The sequence below is a fragment of the Limnohabitans sp. genome, from assembly GCF_017848645.1.
In the GTDB taxonomy this organism is placed as follows: domain Bacteria; phylum Pseudomonadota; class Gammaproteobacteria; order Burkholderiales; family Burkholderiaceae_C; genus Limnohabitans_A.
Map to the genome: position 1 here is coordinate 67,726 of NZ_JAFEIF010000004.1, position 16,849 is coordinate 84,574.

At 53.1% G+C, this 16,849-nt stretch carries 17 protein-coding genes; 14 read left to right on the forward strand and 3 right to left on the reverse strand.

Annotated features, from left to right (window positions below; genetic code table 11):
* Nucleotides 1–50: 50 nt before the first annotated feature.
* The 7 genes from QZ190_RS01180 (at nucleotide 51) to QZ190_RS01210 (ending at nucleotide 8,201) form a co-directional block, all read left to right on the forward strand.
* Nucleotides 51–1,337, forward strand: coding sequence for an enolase C-terminal domain-like protein (locus QZ190_RS01180; protein WP_291912594.1), 1,287 nt, complete (start codon nucleotides 51–53; stop codon nucleotides 1,335–1,337).
* Nucleotides 1,338–1,351: 14 nt separating this feature from the next.
* Nucleotides 1,352–2,929 (forward strand): galactarate dehydratase, encoded by a 1,578-nt coding sequence (garD, locus tag QZ190_RS01185; RefSeq protein ID WP_291912596.1) that lies wholly within the window; start codon nucleotides 1,352–1,354, stop codon nucleotides 2,927–2,929.
* 50 nt (nucleotides 2,930–2,979) lie between these two features.
* A complete protein-coding gene (locus tag QZ190_RS01190) occupies nucleotides 2,980–3,960 on the forward strand; it encodes a tripartite tricarboxylate transporter substrate binding protein (RefSeq protein WP_291912598.1) in 981 nt (326 codons plus the stop codon).
* A gap of 12 nt (nucleotides 3,961–3,972) precedes the next feature.
* Nucleotides 3,973–5,094 carry a mandelate racemase/muconate lactonizing enzyme family protein gene (locus QZ190_RS01195; RefSeq protein WP_291912600.1) on the forward strand — a complete coding sequence of 374 codons (1,122 nt, stop codon included), beginning with the start codon at nucleotides 3,973–3,975 and terminating at the stop codon, nucleotides 5,092–5,094.
* Nucleotides 5,095–5,189: 95 nt separating this feature from the next.
* Nucleotides 5,190–5,798, forward strand: coding sequence for a TetR/AcrR family transcriptional regulator (locus QZ190_RS01200; RefSeq protein WP_291912602.1), 609 nt, complete (start codon nucleotides 5,190–5,192; stop codon nucleotides 5,796–5,798).
* Complete coding sequence (locus tag QZ190_RS01205; RefSeq protein WP_291912604.1) at nucleotides 5,795–6,760, forward strand: tripartite tricarboxylate transporter substrate binding protein; 966 nt, start codon at nucleotides 5,795–5,797, stop codon at nucleotides 6,758–6,760. The genes QZ190_RS01200 and QZ190_RS01205 overlap by 4 nt, the downstream gene beginning before the upstream one ends.
* Entirely contained in the window at nucleotides 6,753–8,201 is a 1,449-nt protein-coding gene (locus QZ190_RS01210) for a carboxylesterase family protein (RefSeq protein ID WP_291912605.1), read from the forward strand. The genes QZ190_RS01205 and QZ190_RS01210 overlap by 8 nt, the downstream gene beginning before the upstream one ends.
* A 292-nt stretch (nucleotides 8,202–8,493) precedes the next feature.
* Here QZ190_RS01210 and QZ190_RS01215 read toward each other — a convergent pair whose 3' ends face one another.
* The 3 genes from QZ190_RS01215 to QZ190_RS01225 are packed head-to-tail and all read right to left on the reverse strand — an operon-like array spanning nucleotide 8,494 to nucleotide 10,811.
* Nucleotides 8,494–8,925, reverse strand: coding sequence for a DUF3237 domain-containing protein (locus QZ190_RS01215; RefSeq protein ID WP_291912608.1), 432 nt, complete (start codon nucleotides 8,923–8,925; stop codon nucleotides 8,494–8,496).
* A 27-nt stretch (nucleotides 8,926–8,952) separates the two neighbouring features.
* The gene (locus QZ190_RS01220) at nucleotides 8,953–9,816 is read right to left on the reverse strand and encodes an alpha/beta hydrolase (protein WP_291912631.1); all 864 of its coding nucleotides are present in this window, start codon (nucleotides 9,814–9,816) and stop codon (nucleotides 8,953–8,955) included.
* Between the two features lie 2 nt (nucleotides 9,817–9,818).
* Nucleotides 9,819–10,811: a tripartite tricarboxylate transporter substrate binding protein gene (locus QZ190_RS01225; RefSeq protein WP_291912610.1), complete on the reverse strand. Its 993-nt coding sequence runs from the start codon at nucleotides 10,809–10,811 to the stop codon at nucleotides 9,819–9,821.
* An 87-nt stretch (nucleotides 10,812–10,898) separates the two neighbouring features.
* On the opposite strand from QZ190_RS01225, the gene QZ190_RS01230 reads away from it, so the two are divergent.
* The 7 genes from QZ190_RS01230 to QZ190_RS18115 all read left to right on the forward strand — a co-directional run bounded on the left by QZ190_RS01230 (nucleotide 10,899) and on the right by QZ190_RS18115 (nucleotide 16,796).
* Nucleotides 10,899–11,837, forward strand: coding sequence for a LysR family transcriptional regulator (locus QZ190_RS01230; protein ID WP_291912612.1), 939 nt, complete (start codon nucleotides 10,899–10,901; stop codon nucleotides 11,835–11,837).
* Between the two features lie 171 nt (nucleotides 11,838–12,008).
* Nucleotides 12,009–12,998 carry a TRAP transporter substrate-binding protein DctP gene (gene dctP / locus QZ190_RS01235; protein ID WP_291912614.1) on the forward strand — a complete coding sequence of 330 codons (990 nt, stop codon included), beginning with the start codon at nucleotides 12,009–12,011 and terminating at the stop codon, nucleotides 12,996–12,998.
* A 15-nt stretch (nucleotides 12,999–13,013) separates the two neighbouring features.
* Nucleotides 13,014–13,538 (forward strand): TRAP transporter small permease, encoded by a 525-nt coding sequence (locus tag QZ190_RS01240; protein ID WP_291912616.1) that lies wholly within the window; start codon nucleotides 13,014–13,016, stop codon nucleotides 13,536–13,538.
* On the forward strand, nucleotides 13,535–14,845 hold the full coding sequence (locus QZ190_RS01245; RefSeq protein WP_291912618.1) for a TRAP transporter large permease: 1,311 nt from the start codon (nucleotides 13,535–13,537) through the stop codon (nucleotides 14,843–14,845). Before QZ190_RS01240 ends, QZ190_RS01245 begins: the two co-directional genes overlap by 4 nt.
* A 23-nt stretch (nucleotides 14,846–14,868) precedes the next feature.
* A complete protein-coding gene (locus tag QZ190_RS01250) occupies nucleotides 14,869–15,837 on the forward strand; it encodes an alpha/beta hydrolase (RefSeq protein ID WP_291912620.1) in 969 nt (322 codons plus the stop codon).
* The gene (locus tag QZ190_RS01255; protein ID WP_291912622.1) at nucleotides 15,834–16,517 is read left to right on the forward strand and encodes a TetR/AcrR family transcriptional regulator; all 684 of its coding nucleotides are present in this window, start codon (nucleotides 15,834–15,836) and stop codon (nucleotides 16,515–16,517) included. Before QZ190_RS01250 ends, QZ190_RS01255 begins: the two co-directional genes overlap by 4 nt.
* Nucleotides 16,518–16,685: 168 nt before the next feature.
* Entirely contained in the window at nucleotides 16,686–16,796 is a 111-nt protein-coding gene (locus QZ190_RS18115; protein WP_367114216.1) for a hypothetical protein, read from the forward strand.
* Nucleotides 16,797–16,849 lie beyond the last annotated feature (53 nt).

The window sequence follows — 16,849 nt, forward strand, 5'->3', positions numbered from 1 at the left end:
ATCGCAGATCACCATCACTTTTTTGATGAAACAGGACCCGTATTTTTGTGATGCCCTTAGCCATACGCCACGTTCGCATCACGCCCATCGCGTTCCGTGATCCGCCGCTGCTCAATGCGGCGGGCATCCACGAGCCATGGGCTTTGCGCTCGATCATCGAGATCGAAACAGCTTGCGGGCGCGTGGGCATCAACGAGACCTATGGCGACCAGTCCATGCTTGATGTGCTGGCCAAAGCCGCACCGGCTTTGCCGGGCCTCTCGCCCTGGGATCTCAACACCATGGAGAACCGAGTGGCCGCGCTGGTGGCGCCTGCTCAAAACGCTTCGGAGTTTTTGGGCGAACAAATTTCCTTGGCACCCGGCACCCATGTGTCCAAGAACGTGGCCAAGGTCATCAGCGCTTTTGAGGTGGCCATGCTCGATTTGCAAGGTCAACTGGCTGGCGCCCCGATCGTGGATTTGCTGGGCGGCGCTGCGCGAGACACCGTGCCATTCAGCGCCTACTTGTTTTTCAAATACGCCGAGCACATTGACAAGCCTTACAGCGCTGATGCCTATGGCGAAGGCCTGAGTCCCGAACAAATGGTGTCGCAGGCACGCACCATGATTGACCAATATGGCTTCAAGAGCATCAAGCTCAAAGCGGGCACCTTGCCGCCTGAGCAGGAGGTGGCGGCGCTGCTGGCACTGGCCCAAGCTTTTCCGGGGGCACCCCTGCGCATCGACCCCAATGCCAACTGGACCGTGGCCACCAGCCTCAAGCTGGTCGAGCAGCTGCGCGGCGTGCTGGAGTATTACGAAGACCCTGCGCCTGGGCTGGACGGCATGACCGCGATTGCCCAGCAATGTGACGTGCCCTTGGCCACCAACATGGTGGTGACGGACTACAAAGAGTTTGCTGAGAACGTGCGCTTGGGCTGCCCAGTGCGCATCGTGCTGTCTGACCACCACTATTGGGGTGGCCTGCGCACCACGCAGCAGCTCTCGCGCCTTTGCCAGACCTTTGACATGGGCCTGTCCATGCACTCCAACTCACACTTGGGCATCAGCCTGACGGCGATGACACATCTGGCCGCTTCGGTGCCGCATTTGGCCTACGCCTGTGACACGCATTACCCCTGGCAAGACGACGAGGTGGTTCAGGGTGGTCGCCTGAAGTTTGAAAACGGCAGCCTGCACGTGCCGCGCACACCGGGCTTGGGCGTCACCATCGACCCAGAAGCGCTGGCCCGCTTGCACAACAACTACGTGCATTGCGGCATCCGCAACCGCGATGACTTGGGACAAATGCGCAAATACGACCCCAGTTTCACGGGCAAACAGCCTCGCTTTTGAGCCCTTTGATTGACATGAACACACCCATTCGCCCTCTGGCCATCCGCATGCACCCGGATGACAACGTGGCCATCATTGCCAACGATGGCGGCTTGCCTGCTGGCACGGTCATGCCCGAAGGTCCTGCAACCGGTCTGGTGTTGCGTGACAAAGTCCCGCAAGGCCACAAGGTGGCTTTGACCGACATCGCTGCGGGTCAGGACGTGCTCCGCTACAACGTGCCCGTAGGTTATGCCCGTGAGGCCATCGCAGCGGGTCGTTGGGTGCATGAGCGTTTGCTCGACATTCCGGCTGCACGCGAGCTGCAAGGTCTGCCCATGGCCACCCAGCCAGCACCGGCCTGGGCACCGCTCGAGGGCCATACCTTTGAAGGCTATGTGAATGCCGATGGCTCGGTCGGCACGCGCAATCTGCTGGCCATCACCACTACGGTGCAATGCGTGGCGGGTGTGGTCAAGATTGCGGTGGAACGCATTGAGCGCGAGTTGCTTCCGCTTTACCCGAATGTGGACGGCGTGGTGGGTCTGGAGCACAGTTACGGCTGTGGTGTGGCCATTGACGCGCCAGGCGCTGAGATCCCTATCCGCACCCTGCGCAACATCAGCCTGAACCCTAATTTTGGCGGCGAGGTCATGGTGGTCAGCTTGGGTTGCGAAAAGTTGCAGCCCTCGCGCCTCTTGCCACCCGGCAGCTTCCCGATCCACGATAGCCGTGACAAGGAGCAAGGCCCCGACTTGGTGTGCCTGCAAGACGATGAGCACGTCGGCTTCATGTCCATGATCGACAACATCGTGCAACGTGCCAAACCCCACTTGGAACGCTTGAATGCTCGCAAGCGCCAGACTGTGCCCGCGAGTGCGCTGGTGGTAGGGGTTCAGTGTGGTGGCAGCGACGCGTTTTCTGGCGTGACCGCCAACCCGGCGGTGGGCTATATGGCCGACCTGATCGTGCGCTCGGGCGGTACGGTGATGTTTTCAGAAAACACCGAAGTGCGTGATGCGGTGGAGCAGCTCACCAGCCGCTCAGCTACACAAGCAGTGGCCGAAGATGTGGTGCGTGAACTCGGTTGGTACGACCAATACCTCGACCGTGGTCGCGTGGACCGCACCGCCAACACCACGCCGGGCAACAAGGCGGGCGGTTTGTCCAACATCGCCGAAAAAGCCATGGGCTCGATCATCAAGAGTGGCAGCGGCGCCATTGCGAGCGTCCTCGCGCCCGGCGACAAGCTCAAGCCAGATCAAAAAGGCCTGGTGTTCGCGGCCACGCCTGCCAGCGATTTCATCTGCGGCACTTTGCAACTTGCCGCTGGCATGAATGTGCATGTGTTCACCACCGGCCGCGGCACCCCCTATGGCCTGCAAGCCTGCCCAGTGGTCAAGGTGGCGACCCGCAGTGACTTGGCACGCCGCTGGCACGACCTGATGGATTTCAACGCGGGTCAGATCGCCGATGGCGAGATGACGATTGAAGACGCTGGCTGGGCGCTGTTTCGCATGCTGCTCGAAACCGCCAGCGGCAAAAGAACCTGGGCCGAGCACTGGAAGCTGCATAACGCGCTGGTGCTTTTTAACCCGGCTCCGATCACCTGAGACCTCATATTTCATTTTTCTTTTTCATACGACATCAACAGGAGACACATATGATGAATAAACGCCAACTTCTTACCGTGATCAGCCTCGCTGGTCTGGCCATGCTCAGCCAGGGCAAAGCCTTAGCCCAAGCGGATTACCCGAATAAACCGATCAAACTGATAGTGGCCTTTCCACCCGGCGGCACCAGCGATGTCATGGGCCGCTTGATGTCTGAAGAACTGACCAAAGTCCTGAAACAGCCGGTGGTTGTCGAGAACATCGGTGGCGCCGGGGGCATTGTCGGCACCGATCGCGCCGTCAAGATGCCTGCAGATGGTTACACCATCATCCAGACCGGCGTGGGCCAGAACGCTGTGGCGCATGGCCTGGACCCCAACATCAAGTACAACTCGGTAACCGATTTCATTCACCTCACGCAAGTGCACTCGGGCCCTAACGTGCTGCTGGTTCATCCTTCATTACCGTTCAAGACGGTGAAAGAGTTGGTGGACCATGCCAAGAAGAACCCCGGGAAACTCGATTACGGCTACACCCATGCTGCCTCTGGACACATGGCGATGGAATTGTTCAAGCAGACCGCTGGCATTTTCCTGACGGGCATTCCCTACCGTGGCGGCGGTCCCATGCTCAACGACTTGCTGGCCGGTACCGTTCCCATGGTCTTTTTGAACCAGGATGTGGCGCTGCCGCATGTCAAAGCCGGAAAGCTGCGGGCACTGGCCGTGACCAGCAAAGAGCGCAATGCGCTTTACCCTGATGTACCGACCGTGGCCGAATCTGGCTACAAGGGTTTTGAAGCGCTGTCCTGGTCGGGCTTGTCAGTGGCTAAGGGCACACCCCAGCCCATCGTGGACAAGCTTGAGGCGGCCATGGCGCAAGCCATGCAGTCAGCCAATTTCAAGCAACGACTGACTTCGACAGGCTTTGTGATCCCGTCCCAGGGTAGCAAGCCCTACACCGAGTTCGTCAAATCCGAATTGGACCAGTGGACCCGTGTGATCAAGACCGCCGGCATCAAGCCCCAGTAAGAAAGTCCAACCATGTCCGATGCCATCTCTTGGGTCCGTGTCTCTGCCTGCACCTTGCCTTTGGCCACGCCGATCAGCGACGCCAAGGTGTTGACCGGTCGGCAAAAGCCGATGACTGAAATCGCCATCCTGTTTGTCGAGATCAAAACCAAGGATGGCGCTGAGGGTGTGGGTTTCAGTTACTCCAAACGCGCCGGAGGCCCCGGCCAGTTTGCCCATGCCAAAGAAATCGCCCCAGTCTTGTTGGGGGAAGACCCGAACGACATCGCCAAGCTCTGGGACAAGCTCTGCTGGGCGGGAGCTTCGGTAGGCCGAAGCGGCCTTTCAGTGCAGGCCATCGGGGCTTTTGATGTGGCGCTGTGGGACCTGAAAGCTAAACGCGCAGGCTTGTCTTTGGCCAAGCTGCTTGGGACTCACCGCGACAGCGTGCGCTGTTACAACACCTCAGGCGGTTTTTTGCATACACCACTCGATCAGCTCTTGGTCAACGCTTCGGCCTCGGTGGCCAAGGGCATTGGCGGTATCAAGCTCAAAGTGGGTCAGCCCGACTGTGACAAAGACATCGAGCGCGTGAGCGCAGTGCGACAGCATCTGGGTGATCGTTTTCCGATCATGGTGGACGCCAACCAACAATGGGACCGCCCCACCGCGCAGCGCATGTGCCGCCGCTTGGAGCCGATGAACCTGATCTGGATCGAAGAGCCTTTGGACGCCTATGACCATGAAGGCCATGCCGCGCTGGCTGTGCAGTTTGATACCCCGATTGCCACGGGTGAGATGCTGACCAGCGTTCAAGAGCACTGGGACTTGATTCGCCACCGCGCCGCCGATTTCCTGATGCCCGACGGCCCTCGTGTGGGCGGCATCACCCCTTTCCTCAAGATTGCGCAGCTGGCTGAACACGCTGGCGTTATGCTGGCTCCGCACTTTGCGATGGAGCTGCACGTACATTTGGCTGCAGCCTACAAAACCGAGCCTTGGGTGGAGCACTTTGAATGGTTGGAGCCCTTGTTCAATGAACGGATCCAAATCAAAGATGGCCGAATGCTTGTGCCAACGTTGCCGGGCCTTGGTGTATCGATAAGCGAGCAAGCTCGTGAGTGGACGACCTACAAGTTCGAAGTAGCCGTTTGATTTTTATGAAGCAAATTAGGGGTAAACGCGATTCGCGTCAAATTACATTACATCCATAATTTAATTTGAATGCATTGCAGACTTTGACAGTCCCCATGAAACCCAATTTGCACCAGGTCAAGAGTGAACTCACGCATGAGCGTTTGCTCAATTCAGCCTTAAGCCTGATGCAAGAAAAAGGAGCGGGTCGGCTTTCTATTCAGGCGGTTGCCCAAGCCGCTGGCATGACCACAGGCGCGGTGCAGCACCACTTCCCCTCCAAAGCGGCCTTGATGATGCAAGTGCTCAGCCGTCTGATCGACTCACTCGAAAGTGACACCGATTTTTGGCCCTCACCCCGATGGGGCTTGCGACGCCGGTCAGAGCATTTTGTGCAGCAAGCCTGGGCGCAGCTTTACAGCCAGCCGCGTTTTGCAAGCGCTTGGGCGGCTTACTTGGCTGCGGTTGACGATGCCGTCATGACCGCACACATCATCGAGCAGCGCTCCCTTATTCAACAGCGGCTGCGCGTGCAATTCATGGCGTCATTCCCCGAGATCGCCATCCATCCCCAAGCTGACGCACACATGCAGTTTGTTTTGACCACATTGCGAGGCCTCGGCCTAGTCCGGCCGTTCGCGTCCGCTGCCACCATCGATTCGCAATTGACCATCTTGCCCAAGTTCATCCAATCCATCCCCACAAACCCCCAGGAGACACCATGAGAAATTTTTCCCTGCCCCAAGCCGCCTTGCTGGCAGCTGCCTTGACCATGAGCTTGGCCAGCCAAGCTCAAACAGCCCTGCAGGTGGTCGCTCAGCAGCCACCCGGCAGCGGCTCTGACGCTATGACCCGGGCCTGGGCAGAGTGCACCTCGCGTCAGACAGGACAGCCCTCTGTCGTGCAGAACAAGCCCGGCGCCAACGGCATCCTGGCCATCAACTACCTGAAAGGCCAGCCCGCCGACGGGCAAAACGTGATGACGATCGGCATGTCGCAAATGACCATCACGCCTTTTGTGCACAAGCAAATGCCCTACGACCCGATCAAGGACTTTGATGGTGTCGCGGTCATTGGCACCTCGCCACTGGTGCTGGTGGTTCCGGCGGGTTCGGGGGTGACCAAACTGGCCGATCTGGGCAAAGTGTCTGCGTCTCAAGCGGGTGGCTTGAACTTTGGCAGCCCAGGCAAAGGCAGTCCTGCTCACCTGCTGACCACGGCCTTGGCCGAATCCATGAAATGGCCCGCCACCCATGTGCCTTTTGTGGGTGAAGCGGCCGGCCTGACCGCCTTGATGGGCCAACAAATTCAGGCCATGACGCTGGTGATTGGCACAGCTGCAGCGCAAGTTAAGGCGGGCAAACTGACTCCCCTGGCTGTCTTTGCGGCCGAGCGCTCCAGCCTCATGCCCGATGTGCCGACCATCAGCGAAGCCGGTGGCCCCCAGGCGCTGGCCCGCCCAGCCTGGATTGCCATCGTGGCCAAAAAAGGCACACCACTTGATGTGGTGGCCAAACTCAATGAGGCCACCAACAAGTGCCGCAACGACAGCGCTTACATCACGCGAATGAACGCCATGAATGTGACCCTGACCACCAGCAAACCCACAGACGTGGCGCTCTGGGCCGAGCGCGACATCGCGGTTTGGAAACCCTTGATCGACAAACTGGGTCTGGCCAGTGAGTAATCTAGCCCACGGTCTGCGCCTGCAACTGCCCACGGGCTGGATCGAAGGCGTCAGCAGCGCTGCTGCGGGGGACACCGGATCGCCCGCTTTGCGCATTTTCAAGGGCATCCCCTATGCGGCAGCCCCCTTAGGTGAGCGTCGTTGGCAAGCACCACAACCGGTCTCTCCATGGGTGGGAGTTTGCCCATGCGATCGTTTTGGCCCCGTGGCAGCACAAGCCGGTTTGCCTGGCAGTGCTGACCACGCAGGCGATCTGGACTGCCTGAGTCTGAATGTGTGGTGCCCGCCCGCAGGTGATGGTCCTTGGCCGGTGATGGTCTGGATTCCCGGTGGTGGTTTCATGCGCGGTGGCGCATCCGACGCCTTGTACGACGGCAGCGCCATGGCCCGACAGGGCATTGTTTTTGTGTCGATCAACTACCGCATTGGCGTGGATGGCTTCATGCACTTTGACGATGCTGCGCCTAACCGGGGGCTGCAAGACCAACTGGCGGCGCTGCGCTGGGTACAAGAGCACATTGGCTTGTTTGGCGGCGATCCGAGCCGCGTGACCGTGGCGGGTGTGTCGGCAGGCGCCGGTGCCATCACCCACCTGATGGGCTTGTCCGGCAGTGAGACCTTGTTCGAGCGCGTCATTTTGCAAAGCCCCAGCATGCAAAGCCACAGCCTGGACGACGCACAGCGCATCCGCCATGCATTGGCCGGGGTGCTGGAAGTTGCACCCACGCGCCAAGCACTCGCTGAGGTGCCGCTGGCCTCGCTGACCCGGGCATTGGCTTCGTTTATGGGCAATGAGGACCTCAAAAAACAATGGGGACTGCGCCCCAGAAATTACTTTCCAGTGCGCCCAGTGGTCGATGGCCAGCTGGTTGAGATGGAGCCCTTGCCAGCGATTGAAAAGCGCCTGCATTCGGGCGGTGGCAAGCGTGCGGTGTTGCTGGGCTCCAATGCCGAAGAAATGCGTTTCTACCTGGTCCCCAACGGCGAAATTGATCGGATTGATGAGGCCAGGGTCCGGACCTTTGCAGAGGACATCGGTTGGTCCGCCCAAACCTTGGCCCAGACGCTGGACGGCTACCGCGCCGAGAGCCCACAAATGAGCATGGGCGATGCCCTGAGCCGCATCCAGACCGATTATTTTTACGGCAAGCCCACCTTGGCCTTGGAGCAACTGCTGCACCAGGCCCATTGCCCCACGTATCTTTACCGGTTTGAATGGCTATCGCCTCTGTATGGCAGAAGCTTGGGCGCAGCCCATGCCATGGAAATCCCATTTGTCTTGGGTAATACTCATTCAAGCCGGGCTCAGGAGTTCATTGGAGTTTTGGCGCCCCCCGATTTGGCCAGTGACATGCACACACGCTGGGCCAGATTTGTGAGGGGTGACGCCATGCCCGACTGGGCTGGCGCGGGGCAGCGATTGCGTGTATTCAAAAGCTGAAATAAATGGGGACGACTGAGTATGAGTCACCACTAATGAGGAGAGGCCCCTAAGTGATGACGGACCACGACCGGCCGCTTTCGCTGTATTGCAGTCATCCCCCAATCTGATCTCATGAGTTCGAGGGGGAGAGTCACACTGCGTTATGAAAAGTGTCTAGGAATTTGGGGGAATGCCATTATTTAAAATCAATAGGTTACAAGAATCCTACAGAGATGCGAAAGCAAATGCGGTATCAACAAATGAGTGATTTGAATTAATCAAATTGAAACGTTGATAAAGGCTAAAAATTTCAATTAACTTGGAATATTCTGATTTTCACAGCATTTCTAGACGGCTTTTGAGACTCTAGGTTACCGACAAAGATGCGTTTATTGAGCCAGTCGTATTGGCCTTCTGGCGCACGAAATTTAACAACTGAGCACGCATAGCGTTGATCTGAACTTGGCATATGAACAATCACCTGATTGTGGACCGTAATGACGGTGCCATCGTGGGTTTGTATTTCATACAGCGCATCCAATTCTTTGACGCCATCAGGCCGTAGTAATTGCCTGTCAGCGCCCCCGGGAAGCACTTTGCCTTTTAAGCGAGGGCCATCAAATTCTCCACCCAAGATGTTCACAATGAAACGCTGACCCATAGGGCTTTGTCCCAAACTATTTGTATCGGCAATATCAACAATGGCTTCATATACAAATTCACAGCTTGGCGTATCGCTCATCATTCATCCTTCAATATTTACATCACGTTAGGTATCGATCGTGGTTGCTACTTTTTTGCCCAAAAAAGTCAGTACCGACTTGTTAAAGAAGTCAGCTTGCTCTCGGGAAACACCATGACCGGCATTTGCAACGCGTACGGCTTTTGCATTAGGCATGGCAGCAACCAAGTTGTCAAAGATGACCTTGTGGACAGGCTGCGTATTTAGCCCAGAAAATAACATGATGGGCATAGGCAATGCACTTAGTCGATCTGGTCTCAGGAGAGGAAACTCATCGGTCGACAAGGCAATCATTTTCATAGCCTGTAAATTTTGCAAACGCCTTTCCATGGCAACACCCGAAACAACTTGCGAGCTTGCACCGTTGATGCCTCCCGTCATAATTTGGGCTGCAAGCAGATCATCGCCTGATTTAAAAGCGCGGTTAGCAGGTTCAATTGTTGTGGTGCGAAAGTTCTCTGCAATATTGCGTCCTTCTTCCGTGAAATAAGCGTACTTCATCATGGGTGGTTCAATAGCCACAACTGTATGAATGCGATTCGGAGACTTCAGAGCCATTGCCAAGGCTGTGAAACCACCGTATGAACTTCCTACCAAAATAGCACGATCAATTTTCAACAAATCAAGCAAGTGCTTGAGATCTTCGGCCTCATCAATGGCGGAATGATGCGGCGATGCTTGATGGTTTTTATTGGGAAAACTGAACCTTCGGCTGTAGGAAATGCAATCAAAATGTTCGGTAAACGCCCTCCACTGTGGCTCCCAAGACCGCCAATCGCCCATTGCACCATGAATAAAAATAAGAGACTGGCCTTTACCCTGTCTAACACCATGTAACTCAATGTTGTTAGGCAGCATCCATTTTTCTACAGACAAAGATTCAAAGATCACTTTCAACTTTCAGACTTGATGTTGTTGTCTTTGATCAGTTTGCCCAGTCGCGCGTGCTCTGATTTGACAAATTCCACCAAGTTAGCACGAACGCTATAACGCTCTGGCGCGCTCATGGCCAGATCATTTAGTTTTTGTGCAATGGCAGGTGTATTTTTAACCCTCATCCACGCAGCAGACAATTGTTCTACAACAGCAGGCGGGGTCGCTGCAGGTGCAAACACAATGATCCAGCCTAAATACTCAAAATCTTTAACACCCATTTCAAGGACGGTGGCTGTGTCGGGTAAAGAGCTCACACGCTCCTTGGTGGTAACTGCTAACAAACGCAGTTTGCCCGACTTCACATGCGCCATGGCAACGTTGGGTGCGGTAAACATGACTTGTATTTGACCAGCCAACAAATCAATCACAGCTTGACCGTCTCCTTTATAGGGGACGTGCGTCATTTGGATACCTGTCAAACCGTTGAAATACTCAGTACATAAGTGACCCGACGAACCGTTACCGCCGGAACCATACGTCAGCTGATTAGTATTTGACTTTGCCAAGGCTATCAATTCTTTGACATTATTGGCTTTAACAGAAGGATGAACCACCAACACAAAAGCACCCGCCCCAAGCATTGAAATTGGTACCAATTCGCGCATCGGGTCGTATGTGATTTTTGAGAACATGTGCGGCATGACCACAATGGATGCCGGGCCCGAGATCAAGAGTTGATGACCATCTGATATGCCCTTGACCACTTGATCCGCAGCAGGCATACCACTTGCACCCGGTTTGTTCTCGACGATAAAGTTTTGTCCCAGACCTGGCCCAACAGCATCTGCAAACACGCGCGCTAAAAAATCAGAAGGTCCACCAGGTGGCGAACCCACTACCAATTTAACGGCTTTTTGAGGATACGCTTGCGCCCAGGCTGCACCAGCACTCCAAGTACTTGCAATGCCTACAGCTAACGCGGAAGTTAGCTTTCTTCTTGTCAAATTCATAGCAGTCTCCAATTGTTTTAGCCATTATGAATTGCTATTTTCTAAAGTAGAAATAGAATCAAGGCCTTAGGTATAAGCAAAAGTGATATGTCTATTTCAGCAAAAGTTTTACTTAACCGCTTGATGTCAAAGGCCAGGTTTCGGCATTTCGAGATACTGGTGCGACTAAACGAGCTGGGCAGCGTCAAGCGCACTGCCGAATCAATTGGCATGACACAGCCCGGCGTGACACAGCTCCTTGCCGACCTTGAAGATCTTTTAGAAGTCACGCTGTTTCACCGTCACGCCAGAGGTGTATTTCCCACAAAAGCATGTCAAGATTTGTTGCCAATGGCGAGGCAATGTTTGTTGGGTTTGAGCTCTAGCGCAGAAGCCATTGCCGATCGATCAACCCGCGGTCAAGGCGTGGTGCGGATCAAAGCGTCAACTGCCGGAATCAACGGGCTTCTAGTAGAAGCCATACCATTATTGAATGAAAAATTTCCTGGTATTCAACTGCACATTCATGAAGCAGAAGTGAACGATCAGTTTGCCGCCATCAGCAAGGGGGAAATTGAATTAGGGATTTGTCGTCAACCTGTACAGACCCCTTCTGGCTGGCACTTTGAAGCTCTTTTATCAGATGAATTTGTGGTGGTTTGCAACCCTTCACACAGACTGGCCAAAAAAACCAAAGTGACTTGGCAGGATTTAAGCAAAGAAACTTGGGTGCTTTCCCCCATTGGTTCTGCAGCTCGCGATAAGTTTGAGGAGCTGTGCATTCAATACGAGTTCACCCCACTGACGTGTCACGTCATTACCCGCGTATCATCAATGAGCTGGGCCATGATGCAAAAAAGATCTTTGGTCACTTTGGTACCAGGCAGCGTTTTTCAACAACTTAAGAACGCGCATCAATTAACGACTGTTAAATTGAAAGACAAGCTACCGTTTGATCCTCTGGGGCTCCTGTTACCTGAAAAAGATGTGTCAATGGCGACACATTCAGTCGCTACCTTTTTGCGCCATTATTGTCAACAAAAGTAAAACAACTCATGCAAATATTTTTAGTTAAAGTTCAATGAACGTCGGCTCGCATCCTCGGGTTTTTACCATGTTCAATGAATTCATAATATTCATATGATGTACCAAACGGTACACAAACTTTGAAGCCGTTGAGTTATCGCTAATTTTCCACATCATTTTTTGGAGACCTCAATGAGCATTCACCTTCAACGCCGCCAACTGATGACACAAGCTGCAGCTCTAAGCGCTGCAGCTTTTGCTGGCAACTCATGGGCGCAAAACAAAATTACATTGACCTATTCCGATATCGTGCCTGAAAACGACTCGCGTACGGCCATGCTACGCAGTGCATTCAGCACGCTGGGCGCAGACATTGATTTCAAATCACACCATGGTGGAAGTTTGTACAAACAAGGTACCGAGCCTGTCGCAATTCAACGCGGCAACCTCGATATGGCCAACATTGCCTCTGGTGACGTACAAAACCAAGTGCCTCAATTGAGCTTGCTGATGGTGCCTTACCTGATTCGTGATGTGGCTCATCTGCGCAAAATGTGGGCAAGCGATGTAGGCGCCGAATTGAACAAACTTCTAGACGAAAAAATGGGCTTGCGCATTTTGGCTAACCCCTACATCGGCACACGCCATTTAGGCCTGCGCACCACTAAGAAAATCATGAAGCCTGCCGATTTAGCGGGCATTAAGCTTCGCATGCCACCCGGTGAAGTTTGGCAATTTGTGGGAACAGCCATGGGAGCCAACCCTACTCCTCTGCCTTTCCCTGAGGTTTATACCGCCTTGCAAACTGGCGCCATCGATGCGCAAGACAATGCTCTGCCTGCCGTTAAAAACATGAAGTTCTACGAAGTTTCAAAGCAAATTTCTTTGACGGGTCACCTGGTTGCAGCCAATCACTTTGTGATCAGTTCCAAAAAATGGGCCGCCATGAGCTCTGATCAACAGCGGCGCGTACAAGCTGCAGCAAACAAAGTAGAAGAAGACATTACCAACATGGCCCTGAAAGAAGAGGCTGAATTGGTAGCCTTCTTTAAGAAAGAAGGCTTAGACGTTTACACACCTGACTTACCCGCTTTCCGCAGTCAAGTGCTTGCGCAGTATGCCAAGTCTAAATATGCGGCAGGCTGGGTGCCAGGCATGATGGAACGCATCAATAAGCTGTAATTCGATCTAGCCAGAATGAACTCAATGATGCGAATGTTACGACGATTTGCCGAGGGTGTCATGGTGGCCTTGATGGCCATCATGTTCACTGCTTTCATTGCTCAGGTGGTATTCAGGTACGTGCTCAATTTGCCTTTGGCATGGTCGGATGAAATTTGCAATTTCATCTGGCTGTGGGGCATTTTATGGGGTGCTTCATTTGTGATGAAAAATCACGAAGACATACGCTTTGACATGCTCTATAACCTGATGCCCCGACCGCTCAAAAGAAGTCTCACCACGCTTTCTAGCGTTGCGATTGTGCTCTTGTTGTTGGCCAGTCTTCCCGCAACATGGTCGTTCATTGACTTCATGAAAGTTGAAAAATCTGCTGCGCTTGGCATTCCCATGAATTGGGTCTTTGGGCTCTATCTTGTATTTATTCTTGCCATGTGCATTCGTCATTTAGACATTGCTTTCAACGCACTGCGCAATCGTCTTACCGAAGACGAGCACAGCCTAATCGATCAAGATCTTTTAAATTCAGGAAACAAGTCATGAGCGCTTTTTTAGGGCTCAGCCCATTTACTTGGTGCGTCTTGGCTATTTTGGGGTTTAGCTTCTTTGGGCTGCCCATCGGCTTGTCCATGTTGGGTGCTTCTGTTTTTTATCTTCTGATTTCAGGACAAGACGTAGGCATTGCCGCTGAACAAATCCTCAATGGTCTTACCAACTCGTATACCTTACTGGCCATTCCCTTGTTCATCTTGGCCAGTGAACTCATGAACCTCGGGTCCTTGAGTGACAAATTATTGTCTTGGTGCAACGCGTTGGTAGGTCGTTTCAGAGGCGGTATGGGTCACGTTAACGTGGTGTCGTCTCTCATTTTTTCAGGCATGTCAGGATCGGCCGTTGCTGATGTTGTGGGCGTAGGCAAGCTCACTATGGACATGATGACCAAAGATGGCCGTTACACAAAAGCTTATGCTGGCGCCATCACAGCAGCTACAGCGGTTATCGGCCCCATCATTCCACCCTCTATCCCTTTGGTCCTGTACGCATTAATTTCTGACACATCCATAGGCTATTTGTTTGCAGCTGGCGTGGTGCCAGGTTTGGTCATGACAGTGGTCATGATGGGCCTCAACGCATATTTGGCACACAAACGAAATTTTCCTGTTGAGCCCGCAATACCAATGCGCGAATTTTTGCCACTTACGGTCAAGGCTATGCCAGCGCTCATGATGCCTGTTGTGTTGTTGGGCGGAATCTACAGTGGCATCATGACGCCCACAGAGGCTGCTGCTGTCGCTGCGCTTTACACCTTGGTTATATCAGTGGTGCTGTATCGCTCCGTGACACCATCTGGCATGTACAACTCATTGCTCAACAGTGGTCGTCAAATGACCACCATTGGCCTTCTGATTGCCGGAGCAATGGTTTTTAATTACGTGGTAGCCAAGGAAGAGATTCCGAAAGATGTACAAACTTGGTTAGCGGGTTTTCAGCTCAGCAAAGATGGTTTCTTGTTATTGGTCAACATCACTTTGCTAATTTTGGGTTGCTTGTTAGAGGGTGGCACAATTTTGCTGGTCATCGTGCCTATTTTTATCCCTGCGGCGCAAGCCTTGGGCATTGACATGGTTCACTTTGGCTTGGTGGTTACTATCAATCTCATGATTGGCCTTATCACGCCACCCTATGGGCTGCTGCTCTTCATTGTTGCCAGTATGTCAAAACAACCTCTAGGGCCATTGATCAAGGAAACACTTCCTTGGGTTTTTGTACTTGTTGCCGCGCTGATGGTCATGACCTATGTGCCTGAAACCGTTTTATGGCTTCCCAAACTGCTGGGCTACAAGGGCTAATAGCTCGCATTTATTGAACTCCCATGACAAACAGTCTGCCCCACCCTGCACCTCTTGATCCTGTGTTGGCAAGTATCGGCCAACGCTGGCGAGATGCTCAAATTCCTGACATCTATGAAGGCTGCCTAGAACCGCACGGAGGCCCGGTCAGTAGAGAACGTGCCCGAAATGTTCGCGGATTTTTCTACCCTAAACCCGATCTCCCAAAAGGCCTCATTGAAAAGCGCACCATTGATGGAAGAGCCTACGGCGTTAAGTACAACATTCCTGTTCAGATCATTTGGCCTCACGATACGCCCAGCCTCAAAAAACCTCTCAACACCTTGGTCTACTTTCATGGCGGCGGCTTTGTCGTGGGTGATCTGGAATCTCACGAAGCACACGCTGTCAGGCTTGCCAACGAATCAGAGTGCATCGTTGTCAACGTCGACTATAGGTTAGCGCCTGAGCATCGATTCCCTGCAGCATACGATGACTGTTTAGCCGTCACCCGATGGGCGTACCAAAACATTGATCAATTAGGACGGCAACCCAAGAGATTTGCCATCGGTGGCGACAGTGCTGGCGGTAACTTGGCAGCAGCTGTTGCCATTGCCTGCCGTGACTTAGGCATTCAGCTCGCAGCTCAATTGCTGCTATACCCAGCTACTGATTTGCTACGCTTAAAAGGCATGCCCGAGAAAGCCTATTTGGGCGAAGAGAATCTTGAACTACTTGGCCTAGATCCGCGCGCCTCGCCTAAGTACGCCAAGACACATGTAGGCTTGGCGCCTACTATTTTGGGGGTAGGACCTCATGACTTTCTTTATGCAGACAACATGGCTTATGCGTCTATTTTGAGAGACGCCCAAGTGCCTTTGACACTGAGAGAGTTCCCTACACTTAACCATGGTTTTTTCAGCTACACAAGCATCTCAGCAGATAGTTTGGCTGCGGCACGATTGATGTGCGCCGATTTAAAATCGCACTTTGATCTTGCAGACAAAGCATGAAAGACTCTCCAAGCGCCACCCAAACCATCAGCGAGTCAGGCGACAACATAGACGCATCTGACGTCGTCATTTCAGACATTTTAAAAGTGGCCACTCGTGAATTTGCTGCGCATGGATTGGCGGGTGCTAGGATTGAAAAAATTCAGCAACAAACGCGCACCAGTAAGCGCATGATCTACTACCACTTTGGCTCCAAAGAAGGTTTATACCGCGCAGTGATTGAGCGAGCTTTTGAAATTGCACGCGAAGTGGACAAGGATTTCGATCCCCAAAAGGGGACGCCAGAGCAAGCGCTAAAGCAAATTGCCAACAATGCATTTGAAGCGTTTACCCAAAATCCATCGTTTGTTCGACTTCTGACTTTTGAAAACTTAGCGGGTGCGCCCTACATTCGTCAGTCACAGCACGCTTCGCGGCTGAATCGAATGGCCATGGCTGATTTAGAAAGTGTCCTAAAAAGAGGCCATGCCGATGGCAGCATTCGCAAAGATGTTAAACCTCTAGATGTCTACATCAACATGGTGGGACTTTGTTACTACCATGTGGCTCACTATGCTGGTTATTTGGCGGCAGGATTCCAGTCCAAGGAGAGTAGCCGAATTCAAAGCGACGCCTTTCACAAGCAAAGAAAACGTTCCATTCAAGATGCGTGTTGGCGTTATGTCAAAGCTGATATGTAAAAAATACAGACTTATTGGTTCCACTCAACTTTTGTTGTATCTCTGCAAACTCTTTGGTATTCCCACAAATTAGTAGACAAAAAATGATGTCAAAACTGAAGAGGAGCCATTCAAATTGACCGAACGAAATATGCCGCCGAGTTCAAGTTCGATGCGGTCAAGCAAGTTATCGGTAAAGGTCACGCCGTGGTCGATGTGGCCAAGCGGCTTGGAATTCGCGAAGGGGTTCTGTACGTAAGCGTCCGGCCATCCCATCTGGCAAGTCGGTCCCAGATCTAAGAGCATCGTGTCCACGTAACAGATCGTGGACACATGTACTCCAACAACCAACT